The organism is Streptomyces sulphureus DSM 40104, assembly GCF_000381025.1.
GTDB lineage: Bacteria > Actinomycetota > Actinomycetes > Streptomycetales > Streptomycetaceae > Streptomyces > Streptomyces sulphureus.
Map to the genome: position 1 here is coordinate 65155 of NZ_KB905821.1, position 23413 is coordinate 88567.

General features: G+C 73.6%; 18 protein-coding genes. 8 read left to right on the forward strand and 10 right to left on the reverse strand.

All coding sequences use genetic code 11. The features are described from left to right. Window positions 1-132: 132 nt before the first annotated feature. A complete protein-coding gene (locus F603_RS0122850) occupies window positions 133-1113 on the reverse strand; it encodes a LysR family transcriptional regulator (protein ID WP_019548266.1) in 981 nt (326 codons plus the stop codon). A gap of 227 nt (window positions 1114-1340) precedes the next feature. On the opposite strand from F603_RS0122850, the gene snpA reads away from it, so the two are divergent. Then, window positions 1341-2012, forward strand: a complete 672-nt coding sequence (snpA, locus tag F603_RS0122855) for a snapalysin (protein WP_019548267.1) — start codon at window positions 1341-1343, stop codon at window positions 2010-2012. 299 nt (window positions 2013-2311) lie between these two features. Here snpA and pepN read toward each other — a convergent pair whose 3' ends face one another. Both pepN and F603_RS0122865 read right to left on the reverse strand, forming a co-directional pair. Further along, window positions 2312-4927: an aminopeptidase N gene (gene pepN, locus F603_RS0122860; protein WP_019548268.1), complete on the reverse strand. Its 2616-nt coding sequence runs from the start codon at window positions 4925-4927 to the stop codon at window positions 2312-2314. Window positions 4928-5036: 109 nt separating this feature from the next. Next, window positions 5037-5927: a LysR family transcriptional regulator gene (locus F603_RS0122865; RefSeq protein ID WP_019548269.1), complete on the reverse strand. Its 891-nt coding sequence runs from the start codon at window positions 5925-5927 to the stop codon at window positions 5037-5039. A gap of 74 nt (window positions 5928-6001) precedes the next feature. Between F603_RS0122865 and F603_RS0122870 the strand changes: the two genes are divergently transcribed. Next, entirely contained in the window at window positions 6002-6937 is a 936-nt protein-coding gene (locus tag F603_RS0122870; RefSeq protein WP_019548270.1) for a DMT family transporter, read from the forward strand. 358 nt (window positions 6938-7295) lie between these two features. Here F603_RS0122870 and F603_RS0122875 read toward each other — a convergent pair whose 3' ends face one another. The 3 genes from F603_RS0122875 to F603_RS0122885 form a co-directional block, all read right to left on the reverse strand. Further along, window positions 7296-8297: a hypothetical protein gene (locus tag F603_RS0122875; RefSeq protein ID WP_019548271.1), complete on the reverse strand. Its 1002-nt coding sequence runs from the start codon at window positions 8295-8297 to the stop codon at window positions 7296-7298. A gap of 112 nt (window positions 8298-8409) precedes the next feature. Further along, window positions 8410-8649 carry a hypothetical protein gene (locus F603_RS0122880; protein ID WP_019548272.1) on the reverse strand — a complete coding sequence of 80 codons (240 nt, stop codon included), beginning with the start codon at window positions 8647-8649 and terminating at the stop codon, window positions 8410-8412. A 261-nt stretch (window positions 8650-8910) separates the two neighbouring features. Then, window positions 8911-9189 carry a hypothetical protein gene (locus F603_RS0122885; protein ID WP_019548273.1) on the reverse strand — a complete coding sequence of 93 codons (279 nt, stop codon included), beginning with the start codon at window positions 9187-9189 and terminating at the stop codon, window positions 8911-8913. A gap of 424 nt (window positions 9190-9613) precedes the next feature. Here F603_RS0122885 and F603_RS0122890 point away from each other — a divergent pair, with 424 nt between their 5' ends. Continuing rightward, window positions 9614-12880 (forward strand): glycoside hydrolase family 84 protein, encoded by a 3267-nt coding sequence (locus F603_RS0122890; protein WP_019548274.1) that lies wholly within the window; start codon window positions 9614-9616, stop codon window positions 12878-12880. An 87-nt stretch (window positions 12881-12967) separates the two neighbouring features. On the opposite strand, the gene F603_RS0122895 is transcribed toward F603_RS0122890, so the two are convergent. After that, complete coding sequence (locus tag F603_RS0122895) at window positions 12968-13507, reverse strand: HNH endonuclease (protein ID WP_019548275.1); 540 nt, start codon at window positions 13505-13507, stop codon at window positions 12968-12970. Between the two features lie 295 nt (window positions 13508-13802). Between F603_RS0122895 and F603_RS0122900 the strand changes: the two genes are divergently transcribed. The 5 genes from F603_RS0122900 to F603_RS0122920 all read left to right on the forward strand — a co-directional run bounded on the left by F603_RS0122900 (window position 13803) and on the right by F603_RS0122920 (window position 19368). Then, window positions 13803-14804 carry a mechanosensitive ion channel family protein gene (locus F603_RS0122900; protein ID WP_019548276.1) on the forward strand — a complete coding sequence of 334 codons (1002 nt, stop codon included), beginning with the start codon at window positions 13803-13805 and terminating at the stop codon, window positions 14802-14804. 170 nt (window positions 14805-14974) lie between these two features. Then, window positions 14975-16141, forward strand: a complete 1167-nt coding sequence (locus tag F603_RS0122905) for an ROK family transcriptional regulator (protein ID WP_019548277.1) — start codon at window positions 14975-14977, stop codon at window positions 16139-16141. Window positions 16142-16196: 55 nt separating this feature from the next. Continuing rightward, window positions 16197-17456, forward strand: a complete 1260-nt coding sequence (locus F603_RS0122910; protein ID WP_019548278.1) for a 6-phospho-beta-glucosidase — start codon at window positions 16197-16199, stop codon at window positions 17454-17456. Beyond that, window positions 17447-18529 carry an N-acetylglucosamine kinase gene (locus tag F603_RS0122915; RefSeq protein WP_019548279.1) on the forward strand — a complete coding sequence of 361 codons (1083 nt, stop codon included), beginning with the start codon at window positions 17447-17449 and terminating at the stop codon, window positions 18527-18529. The genes F603_RS0122910 and F603_RS0122915 overlap by 10 nt, the downstream gene beginning before the upstream one ends. A gap of 641 nt (window positions 18530-19170) precedes the next feature. Further along, a complete protein-coding gene (locus F603_RS0122920; protein WP_019548280.1) occupies window positions 19171-19368 on the forward strand; it encodes a hypothetical protein in 198 nt (65 codons plus the stop codon). A 27-nt stretch (window positions 19369-19395) separates the two neighbouring features. On the opposite strand, the gene F603_RS0122925 is transcribed toward F603_RS0122920, so the two are convergent. The 3 genes from F603_RS0122925 to F603_RS0122935 form a co-directional block, all read right to left on the reverse strand. Then, on the reverse strand, window positions 19396-20439 hold the full coding sequence (locus F603_RS0122925; RefSeq protein ID WP_019548281.1) for an FHA domain-containing protein: 1044 nt from the start codon (window positions 20437-20439) through the stop codon (window positions 19396-19398). Between the two features lie 88 nt (window positions 20440-20527). Continuing rightward, on the reverse strand, window positions 20528-21883 hold the full coding sequence (locus F603_RS0122930; RefSeq protein WP_019548282.1) for a vWA domain-containing protein: 1356 nt from the start codon (window positions 21881-21883) through the stop codon (window positions 20528-20530). Between the two features lie 154 nt (window positions 21884-22037). Beyond that, complete coding sequence (locus tag F603_RS0122935) at window positions 22038-23411, reverse strand: PP2C family protein-serine/threonine phosphatase (RefSeq protein ID WP_026328649.1); 1374 nt, start codon at window positions 23409-23411, stop codon at window positions 22038-22040. Window positions 23412-23413 lie beyond the last annotated feature (2 nt).

Sequence of the window (23413 nt, forward strand, 5' to 3'; positions counted from 1 at the left end):
GCCTTGTGAGTCAGGTCACTCGCCCGGGCTGACACTCGGGGGCGTCCCGTCGGCCGGGCGCACCCCTCCCCTGCCGGCGCCCGACGCGAGCCGCACGCCCCGACCGTCAACCGGCGTACGACGCCAGGGCGTTCACGCCGCCGCCGGCTCCCGCGTCGGGGAGCTGCCGTTCTCGCGGAGCCAGCGGCGGTACGCCTCGCTTCCCCAGGCGATCTCCTCGTAGGCGGACTTCAGGTCGGCGAGGAGCGCCTCCGTCGACGGCTCCGCCGCGTTGCCCGTGCGGCAGGCGAGGAGGAGGCGGACGCCGAGCGGGTCGCCGTCGAGCGGTTTGATCACCATGCCGGCGCGCGGCCTGGCCGTCGGCTGGCAGGGCATCACGACAACGCCTGCGGTCACGAGGTCGGCGGCGGTGAGGTAGTCGCCGCAGACGACGCGCGGGGCGAGGCCCTCGGCGGCGAGGACGCGGTGGAGGCCGTCCCAGTCGCCGTCGACCGACGGGTCGACCATCCACTGCGCGTCCGCGAAGTCGGCGAGGCGCACGCGCGGCGCGGCCGCCCGTGGGTGGCTCGACGGGATCGCCATGAACTGCGGTTCGCGGCGGATGAGTTCGCGCACCTCCACGCCGCGCGGGTAGGTGAGCGGAGCCCCCTCGACCTCGTGGACGTAGGCGGCGTCGAGCTGGTTGTCGGCGACCATCCGCAGCAGCGCGTTGGCCGAGACGTCGGACTGGAAGGTGATGTCGGTCTCCGGGAGGCGCGCATGGAGGCGCCGCAGCCAACCGGGCACGGCACGGCTGTTGTTGCTGCCTATCCGCAGCCGCCTGCCGCCCTGGCGGCCCGCCGCGTCCCGCGCCTCCTCGACGAGCGCGTTCATCTCGGCGACGAGGGGCCGCGCCCTGATCAGCACGGACCTGCCCAGCGTCGTCGGACGGCTCCCGGTGCGCTCACGGGAGAAGAGCTGACCGCCCACCGCCTGCTCGATGCGGCGGAGTTGGGTGGTGAGCGAAGGCTGGCTCATGCCCAGTTGACGGGCGGCCTTGTGCACACTGCCGGTGTCGGCTATCGCCAACAGCGCACGAAGGTGCCTCACTTCGAGCTCCACGGCCCGGAGCATAACGGCGACCGCAAGTCGCGCACCAGAAGGCGTTGAGCCCGAACGTCCCGTGGGTATCAGGTGATTGGGCAAGGCTATCGCCAGTTGCCATCATCCGCCGCGGGAGCGTGCATCGCAGACTCTCTCTCGGCAGGAGTCCATCCGGTCCGGCCACGGCTGTCTCCCCACTCCGACAGAAGTCGGCCGCGGCCTTCCGAGCGAGTTCGGACGAGAAGGAGACCCCCCACATGTCCCAGCACACCTTCCGGCGCACCGCGCTCTCGGCTGCTCTCGGCGTCGGCCTCGCCGCCGGGCTCGGCCTCGGCGCCGTACCCGCCTCGGCCGCGCCGGCACCGGCCCCCGCCTCCAGCGGCGAGTCCGCCTCGGTGCAGAGCTACACCGGCGAACAGAACAAGGCCAACGAGGCGTTCTTCAAGGCCGTCGTCAAGGACGCCCTGCAGAAGCAGGCGGCCGATCCGAGCGCCAAGCAGGTGACCGTCGTCTACGACGCGAGCGCGGCGCCCACCTTCAGCAGCGAGATAGCCAACAGCGCGGCGGTGTGGAACTCCGCCGTCAGCAACGTGCAGTTGCAGGAGGGCAGCAACGCCAGCTTCGACTACCGGGAGGGCAACGACTCGCGCGGCTCGTACGCGTACACCGACGGCCATGGCGGCGGGTACATCTTCCTCGACTACGCGCAGAACGAGGAGTACTCCTCCAACCGCGTCGTGGCGCACGAGACCGGCCACGTGCTGGGGCTCCCCGACAACTACTCGGGCCCGTGCGAAGAGTTGATGTCGGGCGGCGGGCCTGGTCCCTCCTGCACCAACGACCAGCCGAACTCCGCCGAGCGCTCCCAGGTCGAGCAGCTCTGGGCGAACGGGGTGACGAGCGCGCTCTTCGAGGCCGCGGCCTTCTGAGCCGGAGAGCACGGCCCGCACGCGGGCCTCGGCCCTCTCGGGAAGGGCTCCCGGCCGACGCTCCTCGGCCGGGCTCCGGGTCCCGTCCCGTTCGTTCTCACGGGACCCGGCACGGGGACCGCACACGGTGCGGTCGCGCCGCGGGGAGCCGCCCCGCGGCGGGCGCCGTCCGGCCGTACGGCCGGAGGCGGGCGCGTCCCCACAACGCGCCCGCACACCCCCCACCGGCGTCCCCGCCTCCCCGGCGCGGCCCCGGACGGCTCGCCCGTCCGGGGCCCTCGTGCGCCCGGGGCGCGGAGTCAGCTCTGCCGCGCCCCCGCTTCCGCGTCGGCCTGCTGCGCCTTCAGAGCGCGCTCCACGCCGGCCCGTGACTCCGTGACGAGCCGCCGCAGCGCGGCGTTCGGCTCGGTGCGGGCGAGCCAGGCGTCCGTCGCGTCGAGCGTGGCCTGCGAGACCTGGAGCGCCGGGTAGTAGCCGAGGGCGATCTGCTGCGCCATCTCGTGGCTGCGCTTCTCCCAGACGTCGGCGACGATGTCGAAGTACCGCTCCGCGTAAGGCGCGAGCAGCTCGCGCTGGTCGACCTGGAGGAAGCCGCCGATCACCGCCTCCTGCACGGCGTTGGGCAGCTCGTCGCTGTCCACGGTCGCCTCCCACGCCTCGGCCTTCGCCTCCGGTGTCGGCCGGGCGGCGCGCGCCGAGGCGGCGTACCGCTCGCCCGCCGACGTGGCGTCGCGCTCCAGCTCGGCGGCGATCTCCGGCTCGTCGGCACGGCCCGTGGCAGCGAGCCGGGTGAGGAACGCCCACCGCAGCTCGGTGTCGACGACGAGGCCGGGGATCGTCTCGCTGCCGTCCAGCAGCCCTGCGAGAAGGTCGAGTTGGTCAGGGGTGCGCGCCGTCGCAGCGAAGGCGCGCGCCCATGCGAGCTGGTGGTCGCTGCCCGGCTCGGCGGCCCGCAGCTCCGCCAGCGTCGCCTCCGTCCAACGCGCGAGGCCCGTCGCCCGCCACTCGGGGTCCGCGTACTGGTCGAGCGCGAGCTTCACCTGGCGCTGGAGCGACTGGACGACGCCGATGTCGCTCTCCTTGCCGATGCCGCTGAGGACGAGCGCGAGGTAGTCACGTGCGGGGAGTTCGGCGTCCCTCGTCATGTCCCAGGCGGTCGCCCAGCACAGGCCGCGCGTGAGCGAGGGGTTGGCGGGCGGGGTGCCGTCGCCCGCTTCGCCGCCGCTGAAGTCGCCGAGGTGTTCGGTGACCGTCGCGAGGGAGAGGTCGTCGAGGCGCACCTTGGCGTAAGTGAGGTCGTCGTCGTTGAGGAGGACGACGTCGGCGCGCTGCCGCCCGACGAGCTGCGGCACCTCGGTGAGCGGCCCGTCGACGTCGAGCTCGGTGCGGCCCGTGCGTACCAACGCGCCGTCGCGCAAGGTGTATTCGCCGATCGCGATGCGGTGCGGACGGAGCGTCGGCTCGCCGCGCGCGCCCGCCGGGAGAGCGGGCGCCTCCTGGCGGACGGCGAAGGAGGTGACCGTGCCGTCGTCCGCGGTGGTGATCTCGGGGCGCAGGACGTTGATCCCCGCCGTCTGGAGCCACGCCTTCGACCAGGAGGCGAGGTCCCGTCCCGAGGACTCCTCCAGCGCGTCGAGGAGGTCGCCGAGGCGGGTGTTGCCCCACTCGTGGCGGCGGAAGTACGCCTGCACGCCGCGGAAGAACTCGTCCATGCCGACGTAGGCGACGAGCTGCTTGAGGACGGAGGCGCCCTTGGCGTAGGTGATGCCGTCGAAGTTGACGAGCACGTCGTCGAGGTCGCCGATGTCCGCCATGATCGGGTGGGTGGACGGGAGTTGATCCTGGCGGTACGCCCAGGTCTTCATCTGGTTGGCGAAGCTCGTCCAGGCGCTCGGCCAGCGGCTGCCGGGGGCGTGCGCGAGGCAGGCCATCGAGGTGTAGGTGGCGAACGACTCGTTGAGCCAGAGGTCGTTCCACCACTCCATGGTGACGAGGTCGCCGAACCACATGTGGGCGAGCTCGTGGAGGATCGTCTCGGCCCTGCCCTCGTACGCGGCGTCGGTCGTCTTCGACCGGAAGACGTACTGGTCCCGGATGGTGACGGCGCCCGCGTTCTCCATCGCGCCCGCGTTGAACTCGGGGACGAAGAGCTGGTCGTACTTGGCGAACGGGTACGGGTAGGCGAACTTCTCGTGGAACCAGTCGAATCCGAGCCGGGTGGTCTCGAAGAGCGCGTCGGCGTCGAGGAACTCGGCGAGCGAGGGGCGGCAGTAGAGGCCGAGCGGGACGACGCGGCCGTCGGGCGCCTCCCAGCGGCTGTGGACCGAGTGGTAGGGACCGGCGATGAGCGCGGTGATGTAGGTGGAGATCCGCTCGGTCGGCTCGAAGCTCCAGACGTTCCGCTCCGGCCGGGGCGTGGGCGAGTTGGAGACGACGGTCCAGCCCTCGGGCGCCGTGACGGTGAACCGGAAGCTCGCCTTCAGGTCGGGCTGCTCGAAGCTGGCGAAGACCCGGCGCGCGTCGGGCACCTCGAACTGGGTGTAGAGGTACACCTGGTCGTCCACCGGGTCGACGAACCGGTGGAGCCCCTCACCGGTGTTGGTGTAGGCGCAGTCGGCGACGACGCGGAGCTCGTTGCGTCCGGCGAGGAGCCCGTCGAGCGCGATCCGGGAGTCGGCGAAGACCTCGGCGGGGTCGCGCTCCTCACCGTTGAGGGTGACCTGGAGGACGGCGGGGGCGACGAGGTCGATGAAGGTGGACCCGGACCGCGCCGCGTCGAAGGCCACGGTGGTGACCGAGCGGAAGGTGCCGCCCGCGGGCGCGGTGCTCAGGTCCAGCTCGATGTCGTAGGAGTCCACGGCGAGCAGCTCTGCCCGCTGCCGGGCCTCGTCGCGCGTCAGATTGGTGCCTGGCACTTGTGTTTCCCCACTTTCGCGGTCACGGGCTTCGTACGTCCTCGACGTCATACTTGCACGGCGCAGACGGGCTTCGATCCCCCCGTCGCGACGCCCGCGGCCGCCCGTCTCAACTCGCCCGCCCCGCAAGCCCGTCGACGCACGCCCTGATCGAGGGTGTCTCCGTCTGCGCACGCCAGACCGCCAGCACCTCGCGCCGCAACTCGGGACGGACCGGGACGAAACTCACCCCCGCCGGCGAGGGCCGCTGCCCCATCTCCGGCACGAGCGCCACCGCGAGCCCATTGGCGACGAGCGCGAGCTGGGTGCCGAACTCCCCCAGCCGGTACGGCACCCGCGGCTCGATCCCGCGGCCGCGCAACGCCTGGACGAGCGACTCGTACGGGTCGCTCCCCGGCGGGCAACTGGCCCAGACCTCGTCGTCGAGCTCGGCGAGATCGACGATGTCGCGCCCCGCGCACGGGTGCGCGGCCGAGAGCGCGACGTCCACCCGCTCGACGGCGATCCGCCGCAGCGCCAGGCCCTCGGGCAGCGGCATCGGCCGGCTCGTCCAGCTCTCGGCGAGGAGCAGGTCGAGTTCGCCGCCGAGGAGCATGGGGACGAGGTCGGCCGCCTCGCCGTCGACGACCGAGGGCGCGAGCCGCGGGTGGCGCTCGGTGAGCGCCGAGAGCACGTCGGGCAGCAGGGCGCGCAGCGAACTGCCGATGCCGCCGATCCGCAACGGGCCGACGACCTCGCCGTCGAGGTCGGCGAGGTCGGACTCGGCGGCGGCGAGCTGCGCGACGACGCGCCGCGCGTGCACCGCGAGGACGCGCCCCGCCTGGGTGAGCCGCACCCCGCGCCCCGCCGGCTCCAGCAGCTTGCGGCCCGACTCCCGCTCCAGCCTGGCGAGTTGCTGGGAGACACCGGAGGGCGTGACGTGGAGTATCCGTGCGGCCAGCGCGAGCGTGCCGTGGGTGGCGACGGCGTCGAGCGCCCGCAGTCTCTCGGTTCCGTACACCTGAGCGATGCTAACCAATTCACCGCAGAAATCATCGCTGTTGCTTTCGGTTGGCCCCATGCAGAGTGAAGGCCATGGCAGTTGACGAGCTCGACGGCGACGCAACCATCCCCCGACCCGGGTTCCTCGCCCGGCGCAACCCCGTACCCCTCGCCGTCGCCGGCTCGCTCTGCATCGCGGCGCCCGCGGGCTTCGTCAAGCTCTCGGGTGTCGACGGCGGCACCGCGGCCGTGCTGCGCTGCGCGCTCGCGCTGCTCGTCCTCCTGCCGCTGACGCTGCTGGAACGCCGCCGCCACGGTCCGCGCCCGCGCCGGCTGCGCCTCCTCGACCTCGCGGCCGGCGGGCTGCTCGGGGTCGACTTCGTCCTCTGGGGCGAGGCGATATCCCGGGTCGGCGCCTCCATCACGAGCGTGCTCCTCAACATGCAGGTCGTCGTCTTCCCGCTGCTGGCGCTGGTGTTCACCCGTACGAGACCGAGCGGCCGGTACTGGCGCACCGTCCCCGTGCTGCTCCTCGGCGTGGCACTCGCCGGCGGCGCGCTCGGCAGCTCCGAGCCGGGGAGCGACCCGGTCCGCGGCGCCGTCTACGGCACCCTCGCCGGGTGCGCCTTCGCCGGGTACCTCTTCCTCACCCGGCTCGCAGGCGGCCGCACCCCGCACGCCGTGCACCCCGTCTGCACCTCGACGACGGGTGCGCTGCTCACCTCCGCCGTCCTCGGCGCGGCGTGGACGGGGGTCGAACCGGCTCCCGGCTGGGGCCCGTTGGGCTGGCTGGCGGGGGCTGCGCTCCTCGGCCAGGTGCTCGCCTGGATGCTCATCGGCCAGGCTCTGCCCCGCCTCTCGGCAGCCACGGGCTCCGCGCTCCTCGTCCTCCAGCCGGTCGCCGCAATCGTCTTCGGCCTCTTCCTCGACGAACGGCCCACCTGGACGCAGTGGGCGGGAAGCGCACTGGTGCTCCTCGGCGTCTGGTACGCGAGCAGAGCGGAACGGGAGGCGACTCCGACCGGCTGACGAGGAGGCCCGTCGGGCGCGGACCGCCTCGGTCGGCACCCTCCACCGCGCCGTGCCCTGTGCGCTGCACGGCGAGCGGCAGTCCGGTGCGGCGCGCGTACTCCACCACGGCGGCGACCTGCCGGGGGTCGGAGGGCAGCGCGCTCAACTCGGGCCGGTACGGACGCGCGAGCTGGAAACCGGCCCGGCGCTCGTCGTACGCGTCCCGGGCGCCCCGCGACGTCTGCGAGCCCGGGAGTGTGCTTCTCGGTGTGGTCGGGCATGGCTGTTCCTCACGGGGGGAGCGGTCCGCACACCGTAAAGGCCGTCGCCGCACGAGACTCACCGTCCGGGAGTCCGCACCCGACGCCTCGCACTCTTAACGCGGCACCACCGTGAGCCGCACGGTCGGCTCCCGCTCCAGTGCCGACGCCAACGCCGCACGTATCGCCGCGACTTGCTGCTCCCCTTGCTCGCGCAGCTCCTTCGGTGTCACGCGGAGCAGCGCCACGCCGATCCGCTCCAGCAGCTCCCGCTTGCCCAACGGTTCGACGCGGACCACGGGCCCCGCAACTCCGTGCGGCAGCCCGGACTCGACCTCGAAGGCGACGGCGTGGTCCGGCCAGTACGCATCGACCCCGCCGAGCAACGCACCGCCGGGCAGCCGGAGCTCGACGTTCCAACACGGGTCGGGCAGGCCCTCCTCCCGGACGAGGGCGTAGAGCCTCCCTTCGGCGAGCGCCCGCCCCTCCGCGAGGAACGCGCCGACCGCCTCCGCCACCCGCGGCAACGCCAGCGCCCGCACGGCCCCCAACTCCCGCACCAGTTCCCGCTCGTCGCAGTGCCCGCCCCGCACCGCCTCGACGAGGAGCCGCCGCACCACGGCCCGATCGGCGAGCTGCCCGACGGCGTCCGCGAGCGCCCTGGCGACAGGCGCGAGCGGGAGCCCGGCGAGGAGCACGGGCTCCGGGGGCTGCGGGCAGCGGACGACCCGCGCTCCCGACGTCGAGCGGACTGCGGGGGCCCCGTGGACGAGGACGTCGACGGAGTCGAGGGCGCGCAGGGTGGGCGAGGAGGAGAAGCCGTACACGGCGAGCGCGGCGAGGCCGGTGATCATCGGTCTTGGCGCGGCGGCGTGTTCGCCGGCGGGTCCTGCGGCGTAGAGGAGGGCGGCACGGAGCCGGTCCTCACTGGTGGGCTCCCCGTTGTGCAGCAGATGGACGCCGGGGAGCAAGGTGCGCCAGCCGCCGCCGGGGCGGCAGCGCGCTTCTGCCTCGGCAGGGGTGACGCCGTGGACACGGAGGTCCTCGGTTGTCATCACCCGGCGCATCGGCGGCAGTTGCCCGGGCAGGCGCGGCGTGAGCGGGGCGTGAGGCGTCATGCACCGGCGATTCCCCGCAGTGGCGCCGCCGAACTGCCTTGCCGCGGCTGTGACAAGGCTGTCGCACTACCGCGACGGCACCGTTCTCGACGGCACCGTCACGCGCGCGGGATCAGTTGTCCTTCTTGCCCGTCTTCTCACCGGCGACGACGAGCCCGGAGATCACGAGGAAGAGGAGGACGGGCAGACCGACGTAGAGACCGAGGGTCTGGGCCACGCTGAGGCCGCTGCCGGGGTCGTCTCCGTCGTCGCGAACAAGCGCGAACGCGGGGGACGACAGCAGCGTCATCAGCGCTGTGCCCGCGGTGACGGTACCGGCGCGCAGGGCGTTCTTCTTGACCTTGTTGCTCACGGGAGCCAATCTAACCGACGCTTTCGGGCGCTGCGCGGCGGGGTCGGCGCCGCCCGGCGGCCCGTACCCGCACGGCACGCCGCGGGTCGCCCCGAACCGGCAAGCGCAGGGCCGACGTTGCCCGCCGGGCCGGGGAGCCTGCCGCGCTCGCGGGCAGCGGCGGGCCACCCCCAGCACCCGGGCGGTGCGCACCACACGGGCCACGTCACCTGCGGGGCGGGCGGCCTGTGTGCGCGTGGGTGAAGTCGTCGCGGCGGGGCGTCAGATGTCAGCGGGCTCCGTGGCGAAAGCCGCGCCGGTCGGCTCGCTGGTGAGGGGCGGCTCGGCGAGCGGCGGTTCGCTGGTCAGCGGGGTGGCGTCGGCGAGCGGCGGTTCACTGGTGAGGGGGGCGTCGAGGTAGTCGCACGTGCACGAGCCGTCCAGTCCGGCGTCGAGGTCGGCGACGGCGGAGAGGTCTACCGGCTCGTGCACCGGTTTGGAGAGGGCACGCTGCTGCGGGAGCGGGGCGGTGGAGACGAGGAGTTCGGCGGACGCGGCCACGCGGGGCCTCCGTTCGTTGCGACGGCTCCGTCGGGAGCGTCGGATCTCGTTTTCGGATGGTCAGGGGGTGCCTTACCCAGTCGCGTCGAGAGCAGACGTGATCGGCGGCGGAACGTGGCCCAGGTCACGCATGGCTCACCGGCGATTTGCCGGTGAAGCACGGGAGACCGGCGGACAACGGAGCCCCACGGCGGCCTGCTTCCTCACAATTTGCCGTGGGCACGAGGCTTATCGACCCTGCGTACACGACTGGACACCCATCGTGACACCCTGCGGGTGGACACGGGCTGTGCCGCGCATCTCCGGTCCGCCACAACAACGGGTAGTTCGGCCACCCGCGTTGACACCCGACTCGCGCGCGGTGGTGGGCTCACCGCCCGATCCGGCGGGGGCGCGGTGGTGCGGAAAGAGAGGGGAGGACGCGGTGAGCGCAGCAACGGAGGACGAGGCGCCCGAGCGCGTTCCCGCCGGACGCAACCGGCGCATTCGCAGCGCACCGCGCGTACGCACCCGCGCGGCCGCGGCGCATGCGGCACGCAACGCGCCGTACCGCGGCGGCCGGCAGAGGGCGGCTGCCGCCGTGCTCTCCGCCGTCTTCCTCTGCGGCCTTCTCGGCCAGACCGTGCACGCGGCACCCTCTCCTCAGCCGCAGTCGCCCCCGACGGGCGGCGAGGAGAAGCAGGCGGCAAGGGACGAGCTCCCCGACGTCTTCCCCCGGCCCCAGAGCATCCGCGCGCAGGACGGCTTCGTGCCCGTCAGCGGCACCGCGCTCCTCGTCGCCGACGAGGACGCCGATCCCCACGCCGTCGACGCGGTGCGCAAGGTGCTCCGCGAGGCCGGCGCCGAGACGCTCGTCGAACTGGCGCCGGACGACGCACTGCCGACCAGCGGCACCGTGGTGCGACTCGGCGCCGACTCCGCACGCAAGGCGCTCGCCTCCCTGCGCGCGCCGGACACCCGCGCCCTCCCTTCGGGCGGTTACCGCCTCGCCGTCGGCGAAGTCGGAGAACGTCCGACCGTCGCGCTCGACGGGGCAGGAGCCGACGGCCTCTTCCACGGTGCGCAGACCCTCCGGCAGCTCCTCACCAGCGGCCCCGACGACGCACGCGGCTTCCCCGGCGCCGTCGCGCGGGACTGGCCGACGACCGCGGTCCGCGGTTCAGCCGAGGCGTTCTACGGCAACCCGTGGACGCACGAGGAACGCCTCGACCACGTCGACTTCCTCGGCCGCACCAAACAGAACCGCTTCCTCTACGCCTCGGGCGACGACCCGTACCGCAAGGCCGCCCAGTGGCGCGCCCCCTACCCGCAGGCCCGGCGCGCCGAGTTCCGCCGGCTCGCCGACCGGGCCCGACGCAACCACGTCGTCCTCGGCTGGGCGGTCTCGCCCGGGCAAAGCCTCTGCTTCTCCTCCGACGACGACCGCAAAGCGCTCCTGAAAAAGCTGGACGCGATGCGCGCACTGGGAGTCGAAGCCTTCCAACTTCGGTTCGAGGACGTCAGCTACAGCGAGTGGCACTGCGACGACGACGCGGACGCGTACGGCTCGGGCCCCGAAGCGGCGGCCAGGGCGCAGGCAGAACTAGCCGACGACGTGGCGGAGCACCTTCGCCAACGCCGCCCCGAGGCGCCCGCGCTCTCGGTGATGCCGACCGAGTACTACCAGGAGGGCGCGACGGCGTACCGCACCGAGCTCGCCGACAAGCTCGACCGGAGCGTCGAGATCGCCTGGACCGGCGTCGGCGTCGTCCCCCGCACCATCACCGGGTCCCAACTCGCCACCACACGCGCGGCGCTGGGCCGCCATCCCGTCGTGACGATGGACGACTACCCGGTGAACGACTGGGCGAGGGACCGCATCTTCCTCGGCCCCTACACCGGCAGGGACCCGGCCGTCGCCTCCGGTTCGGCCGCACTGCTCAGCAACGCGATGGAGCAGCCCCGCGCCTCCCGCATCCCCCTCTTCACCGCCGCCGACTTCGCCTGGAACCCCCGCGCCTACCGCGCGGACGACTCCTGGCGGGCCGCGATCGACGCCGCCGCCGGGGGCCCGGGCGCCGACACGCGCGCCCGCGCCGCGGTGCGCTCCCTCGCGCGCAACGACGCCTCGTCCGAGCTCGGTACCCCCGAGTCGGCGCACCTCGCGCCGCTCGTCGCCGAGCTGAAGCGCGCGTACCGCCACGGCGATCAGCACGCGCTCGAGAAGACGGGGACCCGCCTGCGCCAGGAGTTCGGCACGATGCACGCGGCCCCCGGCCACGTCCCCGAGAAGCTCGCCGACGAGGTCGCGCCCTGGCTGCGCCAGCTCGCGCGGTACGGGGAGGCGGGCGAGGCGGCCGTGCGGATACTGCGGGCGCAGGCGGCGGGGGACGGCGAGCGTGCCTGGCAGGCGCAGTTGGAGCTGCGCAGGCTCCGCGACGGGACGGCCGGCAGCGAGGTCACCGTCGGCAAGGGCGTGCTGAAGGAGCTCCTCGACGAGGTGCTCGTCCTCGGCGAGGAGTGGGCGGGTGCCGCCGGGAAGAAGCGCGCCCCGGAGGGGCTCTCCGCGCACGGCGGCCCGGCCGCACGCCCCGGCTCCCCGCTCTCCGCCGCCGTCGACGGCGACCCGGCCACCGCCTACCGCGCCTCGGGCGCCCCCACCACCGCGTACTTCACCACCCGCGTCCCGCCGACGCTCGTCCCGCCTTCCGATCGGCAGGACGGCGCGGAGCGCGAGGCCCTCATGGTGGAGCTGCCGAAGGCGCGCGCCCTCTCCGCCGTCACCGTGCAGACGGGACCGCGCTCGGGGACCCGCGCCGAGGCGCAGGCGAGGGTCGTGGGCGAGGGATGGAAGCGGCTCGGCACCCTCGCCGACAGCGGCTGGACGCAGCTACGGGGCCGGGGCGTTCGGGCCGACGCGCTCCGGCTCGTCTGGTCCCGCGAGTCGTCGGCACCCGTCGTCCACGACATCACGCCGTGGTACGCGGACGCGCCCGGCGCCTCGCTCTCGCTCCCGCGCAGCGAGGCCGACGCGGCAGCCGGAGGCGGCGCCACCCGCGTCTCGGCAGAGCTCACGGGCAACAGGCCGGGCGACGTCACGGGCAAGCTCCGCGCCGAGGCGCCGAAGGGGATCGCGGTGCGGACCCCGAAGGAATCGACGGTACGCCGGGGCAGCACGATCGAGGTCCCGCTGGAGATCTCCGCCGACGCCTCCGTCGGCACGGGCACCCACCGCATCCCGCTCGCCTTCGGCCGGGAGCGCCGCACGCTGACGCTCCGCACCTTCCCCGAGTCGGCGGGCCCCGACCTCGCCGCCGGCGCCGAGGCCCGCTCCTCGGCGAACGAGACCGACGGCTTCCCCGCCTCCGCGCTCACCGACGGCAAGCGCGGGACCCGGTGGTCCTCCCCGGCCGAGGACGGCGCCTGGGTCCAGGTGACGCTCGAGAAGCCGGCGCGGATCGCCCGAGCCGTGCTCCACTGGCAGGACGCGCACGCCGAGCGGTACCGCGTACGGGTCTCCCCCGACGGCAAGCGCTGGCACACGGCCGCGACGGTCCGCGGCAGCGAGGGCGGCAAGGAGCAGGTCCGCATGGACGCGCCCGCCGACACCCGCTACGTCCGCATCCAGGGCGACGAGCGGGCCACGGAGTTCGGCTACTCGCTCTGGTCGCTGAGGCTCTACGCGGCGGCTGCTCCGGAGCGGAGGGACTGACCCGAGAGCCCAACCTCGGTGACCCGCGGCCCGGTTCGGGCCGGCCGCGGTGCGCGCAGCCGGCCCGAACACGACGAAGCCCGGGTCTCAGACAGAGGATCTGCCCTCGATCCGGGCCAGGTCGTCGTCGGCGCCGTACGGCTGGAGGTACGGCAGCCACTGCGGATCGCGATGGCCCGTGCCGATGATCCGCCAGGCCAGGCCGGAGGGTGGCGCGGGTTGGTGGCGCAGCCGCCAGCCGAGCTCCCCGACATGGCGGTCCGCTTTGACGTGGTTGCAGCGGCGGCAGGCGGCGACGACGTTCTCCCAGGCGTGGACGCCGCCCCGACTGCGCGGGATGACGTGGTCGACGCTGGTTGCGACGCCACCGCAGTAGGCGCACCGGCCGCCGTCGCGGGCGAAGAGCGCCCGGCGGGTGAGCGGGACGGCGCCCCGGAAAGGGACTCGGACGAAGCGCTTGAGACGGACCACGCTGGGCGCGGGTATGACGGTGGTTGCGCTGTGCATCAGGGCGCCGGAGTCCTCAAGGCTCACGGCTTTGCCGTTGAGTACGAGGATGAGCGCGCGGCGGAGCGGTACGACGCCGAGCGGCTCGTACGACGCGTTGAGGACCAGGACATGCGGCACGGTGCCTCCTTGTACGTCTGCGGCGCGTGGCTCGCGCCGGGACGATCTCCCCTCAGTGTGTCCCCGCTCCCGGCGACTTCGCCACCACGACCGCGGAACGCACCTGGCGTGTTTTGCACCACAGCCGGCGCTGTCCGCCCGCGAAGCCGCGGACTGCCGACGGAGCGCGGGCCGTACAGAGTTCGGCTGATACTGCCTGCTGCCGGCACCGCGGCAGCAGGTGCGCCGATAGTGTGGTCGGACGCCGGAGGTTCCGTGACCGCGGCGCAGACGGACACGTCCCACCGGAGGGCCCGTGAACTGGCTGTACCTCACCGCTGCCCGCGCCGAGGCGGGCACACCGCCGCCGGGGCTCCGGGATGCGCAGGACTCGGCGAGCACGGCGGCGAGCTGGGTGGAGGAGAACTGGCAGGGCTGGCTCGCCGCCGGGCTGCGGATAGTCCTCGTCGTCGTGATCGCCGTCGTGCTGCGGTACCTCGTGCGGCGGGCGCTCACGAAACTCATAACCCGGATGAACCGCCGCTCTGAGGCGGCCGAGAGCGGCAACGCGCTGCGCGGCCTCATCGTCAACAGGGAGCGCAGGCGGCAGCGGTCCGAGGCGATCGGCTCGATCCTGCGCAGCCTCGCCTCGTTCGTGATCCTCGGTACCGCCGCGTTGACGGTCCTCTCGGGGCTCGGCATCAACCTCGCACCGCTGCTGGCGAGCGCCGGCGTCGCGGGCGTCGCGCTCGGCTTCGGCGCGCGCAATCTCGTCACCGACCTGCTGACGGGGATGTTCATCCTGCTGGAGGACCAGTACGGCGTCGGCGACCGCGTGGACGTCGGCGAGGCCGAGGGGACGGTGCTGGAGATCGGGCTGCGGGTGACGCAGCTTCGCGGCGAGTCGGGCGAGATCTGGTACGTACGCAACGGCGAGATCAAGCGGGTGGGCAACCTCAGCCAGGGTTGGTCGACGGCCGAGATCGACGTGCAGGTGCGCGCCGAGGAGGACTTCGAGAAGGTGCGCTCCGCGATCACGGCGGCGGGCGTGGAGATGAGCGCCGAGTCCCCGTGGGACGAGCGGCTCTGGGAGCCGGTCGAAGTCCTCGGACTCGACGAGGTGACGCTGGAGAGCATGATCATCCGGGTCTCGGTGCGGACGATGCCGGGGCAGGCCGGCTCCGTCGGCCGCGAGTTGCGGTTCCGGATCAAGCGGGCGCTCGACAGGGCAGGCGTCGAGATCGTCGACGAGCACTCCCTGACGATCGAGCGCCACCGGGCGAGCGCCGAGTCGGGGAACGAGGAGATCCCCTTCTGAACCGGGTCCCGACCACCGGCCATTGACCACGCGCGGGGCCGCATCTAGGCTCGCCCGAAAGCGACCGGAAGGGTTCCTAACAGTCGGCCAGCCGCCGAACGCCCGACCGTCGCAAGGGGGTTGGGGTGGGACAGAGGGCGACGCCCGGCACACCGCGGGTGCTCCGCGCCATGAACGACCGCGCGGCGCTCGACCTCCTCCTCGCGCACGGGCCGCTCTCGCGGACCCGCATCGGCCGCCTCACCGGCCTCTCCAAACCCACCGTCTCCCAGCTCCTCGCCCGCCTGGAGGCAGCAGGACTCGTCCTCGCGACGGGACGCAGCGAAGGCCGCCCGGGCCCCAACGCCCAGTTGTACGAGGTGAATCCGGCCACCGCGCACGTGGCCGGGGTCGACGTGCGCCCCGGGCGGCTGCTCGCCGGCATCGCCGACGTCACAGGCCGCACGGTCGCCACGAGCGAGGTGCCCGCAGTTCCCGGCGAGCCGCCGGAGACGCTCGTCGTCCGAGCGCTCGACGAGGCGGCCGGCGCCGCGGGGTTGGAACGCGGCGCGCTCCACCGCGTCGTCCTGGGCACGCCCGGAGCCTTCGACCCGCACACCGGACGCCTGCGGTACGCCCGGCACCTGCCGGGCTGGCACGACCCCGCGCTCCTCGACCGGCTCGCTGCGCTGCTGCCGATGCCGCTCACGTTCGACAACGACGTCAACCTCGTCGCCGTCGCCGAGCACCGCCTCGGCTCCGCGTGCGGACACGACGACTTCGCGCTCCTCTGGATCGAGCAGGGCATCGGCGCCGCGCTCGTACTCGGCGGACGGCTGCACCGCGGGTGGACGGGCGGAGCAGGCGAGCTCGGGTTCCTCCCCGTCCCGGGTGCCCCGCTCGTGCGCCGCCCTGGGCGGGCGAACGCGGGCGGGTTCCAGCACCTGGCCGGTCCGGACGCGGTGCTCGCGACGGCCGAGCGGCTCGGTCTGCCCGCGGGGCGGGCCCGGGGAGCCGCCGAGTCCGCCGCACGGCTGCTCGCCGCGGGGAGCGCGGAGGTCGCGGCCGGCTCGGAGGGGCGGTCCGGGGCGCTTGCACGGGAGTTCGCCACCGGTGTCGCCGTGGGACTCTGCTCGCTCGTCGCGGTGGTCGATCCGGCGCTCGTCGTCCTCGCCGGGGGGCTGCTCACCGCCGGAGGCGAGCCGCTGCGCCGGCTCGTCGAGGCGGAGCTGGCGGAACTCGCCGTACCCCGGCCGCGGTTGGCGCTCGCCGGCGTCGCGGAGCACCCGGTGCTGAACGGGGCCGTGCAGAGCGCGCTGGCGGCGACGAGGGACGAGGTCTTCGACACCTCGGGGTGAGGGGCGGGACGCCGCCCGCACGGGACGCAGCTCGACGAGACGAAAGGCCGATCCGATGAAACTCGCAGTCGTAGGGGGCGGTTCCACCTACACGCCCGAACTGGTCGACGGCTTCGCCAGGTTGCGCGACACGCTTCCCGTGGACGAACTGGTCCTCGTCGACCCGGCGGCGGACCGCCTCGGCCCCGTCGGGGGGCTCGCCCGCCGCATCCTCGCCGCGCAGGGGCACCCCGGCCGCGTCACCACCACCGACGACCTCGACGCCGCCGTGGACGGTGCGGACGCCGTCCTGCTCCAGCTCCGCGTCGGCGGGCAGGCGGCGCGGATGCGGGACGAGGCGTGGCCGCTGGAGTGCGGCTGCATCGGCCAGGAGACGACGGGGGCCGGCGGCCTCGCCAAGGCGCTGCGCACCGTGCCCGTCGTCCTCGACATCGCCGACCGCGTGCGGCGCAGCAACCCGCACGCCTGGATCATCGACTTCACCAACCCCGTCGGCATCGTCACCCGCGCCCTGCTCCAGCACGGCCACCGGGCCGTCGGGCTCTGCAACGTCGCGATCCACCTCCAGCGGAAGTTCGCCGGACTGCTCGGCGCCGAACCCGCCGAGGTGCGTCTCCAGCACTACGGACTCAACCACCTCACCTGGGAGTTCGGCGTCTCGCTCGGCGGGCGCGAGGTGTTGCCGCAGCTCATCGAGGAGCACGGCGAGCGGATCGCGCACGAGCTGCACCTTCCGCCCGAGGTGCTCCGCCGGCTCGGCGTCGTCCCTTCCTATTACCTGCGCTACTACTACGCGCACGACCTCGTCGTGGAGGAGTCGCGGAGGGCGCCCTCGCGCGCCGAGCGGGTCGCGGAGATGGAGCGCGCGCTGCTGGAGATGTACCGCGACCCGACGCTGACGGAGAAGCCCGCGCTCCTCGGCGAGCGCGGGGGCGCCTTCTACTCGGAGGCGGCCGTCGCCCTCGCCGCCCGGCTCCTCGGTTCCGGGGGCGGCGAGCGGGTGCAGGTCGTCAACGTGCGCAACGCGGGAACGCTCCCCTTCCTCCCCGACGACGCCGTGGTCGAGGTGCCGGCCGAAGTGACGCCCGAGGGCGCCGTGCCGCTGCCCGCGCCGGCGCTCGGTCCCGTCCACACCGGGCTCCTCGCCCATGCGACCGCGTACGAGCAACTCGCCCTGGAGGCGGCCCTGCACGGCGGCCGGGACCGCGTCTTCCGAGCGCTCCTCGCGCACCCGCTCGTGGGACAGTTCGACCGGGCCGACCGGCTCACGGACCTGCTCCTCGCCGAGAACAAGGAGCACCTGCCGTGGGCGTGACGACGGACGGCGCCGCGCCGCCGCGGGAGCACGAAGGCCCGCACGAAGCCCGCGAGGGCGGCCCGTCCGCTCCGCCGCGTCGGTCGGAGCGGGCGGTGCTGGCGATCGATGCGGGGAACACCAAGACCGACGTCGCCGTGGTGGGCGACGACGGCCGGGTGCTCGGCACGGCGCGCGGCGGCGGGTTCCGGCCTCCGGCCGTGGGTGTCGAGGCGGCGATGCGCACCCTCGACTCCGCGGTACGCCGTGCCGTCGCCTGCGCGCTCGACGCCTCGACGCCCCCCGCGCACGTCGCCGCCTGCCTCGCCAACGCCGATCTGCCGGCCGAGGAACGGGAGTTGACGCAGGCGGTCAGGGCCGCCGGCTGGGCGCGGACGGCCGAGGTGGCCAACGACACCTTCGCGCTCCTCCGCGCCGGCCTCTCCGACACCGACCCGCACGCCGCGGGCGTCGCCGTCGTCTGCGGCGCCGGCATCAACTGCGCCGGCCGGACGGCCGAGGGCCGAACCCACCGCTTCCCCGCGGTCGGCGCGCTCTCCGGCGACTGGGGCGGGGGCGGGGGCCTCGCCGACGCCGCCCTGTGGCACGCAGCACGCGCGGCCGACGGCCGCGGCGAGCGCACCCGGCTCGCCGACACCCTCCCTGCCCACTTCGCGCTCCCGTCGATGTACGCACTGATCGAGGCGTTCCACCTGGGCGCACTCGCGCCGGCGCGCAAGCACGAGTTGACGCCCGTCCTCTTCCGCACCGCCGCCGAGGGCGACTCCGTCGCACGCTCCCTCGTCCACCGGCAGGCGGACGAGATCGTCACCCTCGCCACGACCGCCCTCGACCACCTCGGCCTCCTCGACAGCCCCGTGCCCGTCGTACTCGGCGGAAGTGTCGTCACGGCCGACCATCCGCTCCTCCACGACCGCCTCCGCGAGCAGTTCGCACACCGCGCACCGCACGCCGCACCCCAACTGGTCTCCGTGCCTCCGGTGTTGGGTGCCGCGTTGCTCGCCCTCGACGCCACGGACGGCGACCCGCGCGCTTACGCGCGAGTGCGGGACGAGTACGGGAGCGGGGTGTGACGGCGGGTCGCTCGACTCGTACAGAACTGCCGGTGCGACGGACCGCTTTCTGAACACCGGCCACGAGCGCGGGCGGAGGCGGCGCGCGTGCGTCGCGCAGGGCATCCCGCTTCCGCACAAAGTCCCCTCCGCGGTCGACGACGGACAGGACCGGGGCGGACCCCTCGGTCACACCTCGCTCCCTGGGACGCGACCGCGGACCGGTGCCCACCCACGGCAGATGGGGGCACCAATCGACCGGCCCGCAACCGCCGCAACCCGGTGAGGTGCGCAGACCGCAGCCGGATGCGGCGCCCTCCGCGAGCAGCCACACCGCACTCACGAAGCCGTCCCGTACCCACACAAATCGCCCCGACGCAGCAGCAAGGAGCAGACGGCAGCAAAACGGCCCCGTCAACCCCAGGGAACGCAACCGCGGACCGGCACCGATCGCCGGCAGCGACCAACCCGTGGGCGTACACCGCCGCAACCGATGAGTGCACGAAGAACGCGACCAGGCGCGACACCCTCCATAGCCGGACACACCACACGGAGCCGAGGAACCGGGCAAGGCACCCCGTTACCATCCAAGATGCCGCCACTAAAAGGCAGTTGACGACGGACAACCTCGAAAGGCGCCCACCGGCGGATAACCTTTCCCCATGGAACGCGACCGCGAACCGGTGCTGATCCGCAGCAAATGGGGCACCAACCGATGGATCTACAACCACCGCAACCCGGTGGGGTGCACGCTGATCGTGGTGAGCGTGCTCCTCTTCCTCGGGCTGCTCCTCTACGTGCAGGCGACGACGCACGATCCGGGGCACGGGCGCGGGGCGCCGTCCGACACCGTCCGCTAGCCGGCGTCGTCCGGACGCGGGCGGCGGTCAGGTGCGGTGGAGGGTGATCGTCGTCCAGGCACCCACGTGGACGCGGTCGCCCTCCGTGAGCGGGACGGGGATGAACGGCTGGATGGGGTCTTCCGAACCGTTGATCGTCGTACCGTTGGTGGAGTCCTGATCGACGACGGACCAGCTACCGTCGGGCTGTTGGACGAGGACGGCGTGCTGGTGCGAGACGCCCGGGTCCTCCGGGGGGCGCCCGAGGTCGATGTCGGGGGCCTCGCCCGTCGACTGGCGGCGGCGGCCGATCGTCACCTGGTGGCCGGTGAGAGGGAGTTGCTGCTCGGGCGAGTACGCGGGCAGGTTGAGCGCCGCGGCCTCGGGGCCGCTGCGTCCCATCATCGCCGTGAAGTACTCGCGGTCCGGCGCGATCACCGCCATCCACGCCGCCGGCTGCGGAGCGCCCGGCTGCTGCGGCACCATCCCGGGCCCCTGCGGCTGCTCCACGCCCTGGCCCGGTCCGCCGTACCCCTGCAACGGGTGCTCGCCCGGCTGCTGAGGGGGCTGTTGAGCGGGGGAGCTCGGCGGGGGCAGCACCCAGTCCCCGCTGGGCTGTGCGGGCTGCGGGTACGGGTTCTGCTGATCCGGGGCGAGGGGCTCAGCGGGGCGGTTCATCTGGGACGGGCGGGAGCTCTCGTACCCGAGGGGCTGCGCCTGGCCCGGGTACGGCTGCTGCACGCCCGCGGGCGGAAAGCCGCTCTGCTGAGGGGGGTTGGGCGGGGCGTAGGTCGTCGGGGAGTGGGTGAGGAAGTTGTATCTGCACTCCTCGCAGAACGGCGCCTGGGCCTCGCGCGGCGTGCCGCACTGCGGACAGAGTTCACCCCCGGCGGACTGCGGACCCGGGTAGCCGTACCCGGAGCCGGGCGCCTGGCCCGCGTAGCCCTGGCCGCCCGGAGGGGGCGGCGGCGGTGGCGGGCCCGCGAAGCCGTTCGACACGGGAGGGGCGGCCGGCGCACCGGTCATGCGGTGTCCGCAGACCTCGCACCAGTCGTCAGCGGCCGACTGGTGGCCGTTCGGGCATGTCGGCATGGTGGATGCCTCCCCCTCCGTACTCCTGCGCTGTCGCTCGCTGTTGTTACCTGAACCCGGACTACCCGACCACGGGTCCGGGGCGACGTTACTTCTTCACCCGGACCGTCTTGGTGGACCGGGTCTCCAACGTCATCTCGTCGGCTTCGGCAACCTTTGCCTTGAGTCGAACAGTACCCGCCGCCGCGTCCACGACGTCGACCACCTTCGAAAGCAGCTTCGCAGTATCCGCGTTCCCCGAGGTGTTCGCCAGTTGCACTGCACGCCCCAATCGCGCGGTTGCACCCGCTTCGTCCCCCGACTTCCGCAGATCCAGGCCCTGTTGGATCGCCTGCGCCAGCTCGGCCTGCCCCGTGTAGTGGGCGACCTGGGCGTTGATCGACGTCGTCGCCGCCATGTCGTCCGTCCACACCGCGCGGACGAGGCCCTGCGCAAGGGTCTGCGGGGCTCCGCCGCCGGGGGCGGGGAGGATCAACGAGACCCGGGCCGCGAGCATCTCCTGCCCGATGCCGGCCGCCGGGACCTCGACGCAGACGTGGTAATCGCGGGACTCGTCGCCCCAGGAGCCCGTGGGATAGTCGCCCGCGCGCGGCCCCGCCTCGGTGCGGCGGTCGGTGAGCTCCTCGACGGTCGGGGCGACCTGCTTGACGAACCCGATCTCGGCGCCCTGCGGCGTCCACAGGCGGAGCGCCACGTCGGCGACCTCCTTGCCCATGGCGCTCTCCATCATCTGCCGGAAGTCGTCGGTGAGTCCGTCCGGGTCGGCGACGATGTCGGCCGAGCCGAGCAGCGCTGAGGCGATGCCCGTGACCTCCTTCACCTCCCAGTCGGTGCCGACGCCACGCGCGTCGCAGGTGAACCTGCCGGCACACGCCTCGAGCGCGGCGGCCAACTGTTCGGGGCGCTCGTGCTCGTTGCGCCCGTCCGTGAGGAGGATGCCGTGCCTGATGCCGACGTCGGCCGAGGCGAGGAGGCGGTCGGCGAGGCGGAGCCAGGTCCCGATCGCGGTGCCCCCGCCCGCCGTGATGCGGCGCAGCTCCCGCTTGGCCGCCTGTCTCGTGGTCTCGTCCGCGACGGCGAGCGTCCCGCCGCCCGGGTAGACCTCCTGCGCCTCGTGGTTGCCCGCGACGACGGCGAAGGCGACGCCGTCCCGCAGGGTGTCGATCGCGGCCGCGGTGGCGTCGCGTGCGTTCCGCATCTTCGTCGGCGGGTAGTCCATCGAGCCGGAGCAGTCGACCATCACCACGACGCCGGCGTCGGCTCCTTGGGAACTCACGGCAACCTGGGGGTCGGCCGTGGGGAGCGGCATACCGCCCGTGGTTCCGCCACCGGTCGACGTCACCGTCACGATGGCGTTGACCTCGCGGGCCCCCTCGGGCAGGAACTCGTTCTGGTAGACGTCGACGGAGAAGCTCGGCGCGTTGGACTTCGCGAAGTTGGCCATCTCTTCCGCTCCTGCTCGCTCTGCGGCGGCATGTTGACGACGAGTGGGCAAGGGAGTGGACGGCAGCGAGCGCCCTCGTCCCCCCGTGGCTCTCGGCTCGGGCGTCGTCGACGCGGGGCGTCGAACGCGCCTCCGCTGCCGACGGGTTGGCCGGTCAGGCTGATCCTGCCCCGACCTCCTCCGGCGGGAACGGGACCACGGCCACCGTTACGTTGTCGTGCCCGCCGCCGTCCAGGGCGTAACCGACGAGGTGCTGCGCCGAGTGGAGCGGTCTGTCGACGGCGTCCGCGGGGACGGCAGCGGTCAGCTCCTCTGCGGACTCGGCGTAGTTCCACAGGCCGTCGGTGCAGACGACGACGGCGCCCGCGGTCTCCGGGCGGAACGCTGCGGTGTGCGGGTCGAGTTCGTACGCATCGGCACCGAGCCAACCCGTGATGGCGTGCGCACGCGGGTCGGCGTACGCGTCCGCCTCGGCCATGAGGCCGGCCGCGACCATCTGCGCGGCCCAGGAGTCGTCCTCCGTCAACCGGGCTGCGGGCGCGGAACGGTCGTCCGGGACCCAGTACGCGCGGCTGTCGCCGACCCAGCCGACGGTGAGGATGCCGTCGAGCGTGAGCGCGGCGACGATCGTGCACGCCGGCGCGTTCTTCGACGGCTCCAACGGGCCGTCCTCGGCGAGGACGTTCACCGCCTCGGCCGCGGTGACGAGCGCCTCGTGCATGGCCTGCTGCGGGTGGGTTCCGACGGAGACGGCCTCCTCCAGGGCGCTCCCCGCGGCGCGCGCTGCGGCGGCGGACGCCTCGTCGGGGCGCGTGGCGGAGGAGACACCGTCGCAGACGACGGCGATCGCGGCGCGTCCGCCGTCGGGGGTCGAGGACTCGGAGATGTGGAAGAAGTCCTCGTTGCGGTGGTGGCGCAGGCCGCGGTCGCTCGCCGCCGCGAGCGCCGGCAACTCCTGCTCCATGTGGTCGCGTTCGAGGGGCTGCTTGTGGCCGCAGTGCTCGCAGTAACCGTCGGCGTCGATGGCTCCCGTGCCGCAGGCGACGCACCGCGGGCCCAGCGCCTCCGGGCCACTGCCGGTTTCCTCGTCCGCGGGCGGTGGCCCTGCCTGGTCGACGAGCGCCTGGAGCCCGCCGGACGGGGCTCCCTCCCGCGGGTCGGGGACCGTACGCGGGTCAGACGTACGCGGGTCGGGGCCGGGCGGGCGGGTCGCTTCCGCCTCGGGGAAGGAGGCCGCCGCCGCGGTTCCGCGGGCGGGCGGAAGCGTGAAGTCGGCGGAGTCGGACGCCTCTTCGGACGCGGAGCTGCGTGCGTGCCCCGGCGTTTCGGCAGCCGGGCCCGGCACGGGCGCGGAGGACCACGGCGCCGAGTCGGCCGGCGGAGCGGCGCCCCCGGCTGCTGAGTCCTGCGGGCGGCCTGCGTGCTCAAGGGCCGCCTTGAGGTCCGTGCCGCAGGCCTGGCAGAAGCGGTCCTCCTCTTCCAGGGGCTCCGCGCAGCTAGGGCAGGAGAGTTGGTCGAGCTGTGGCATGG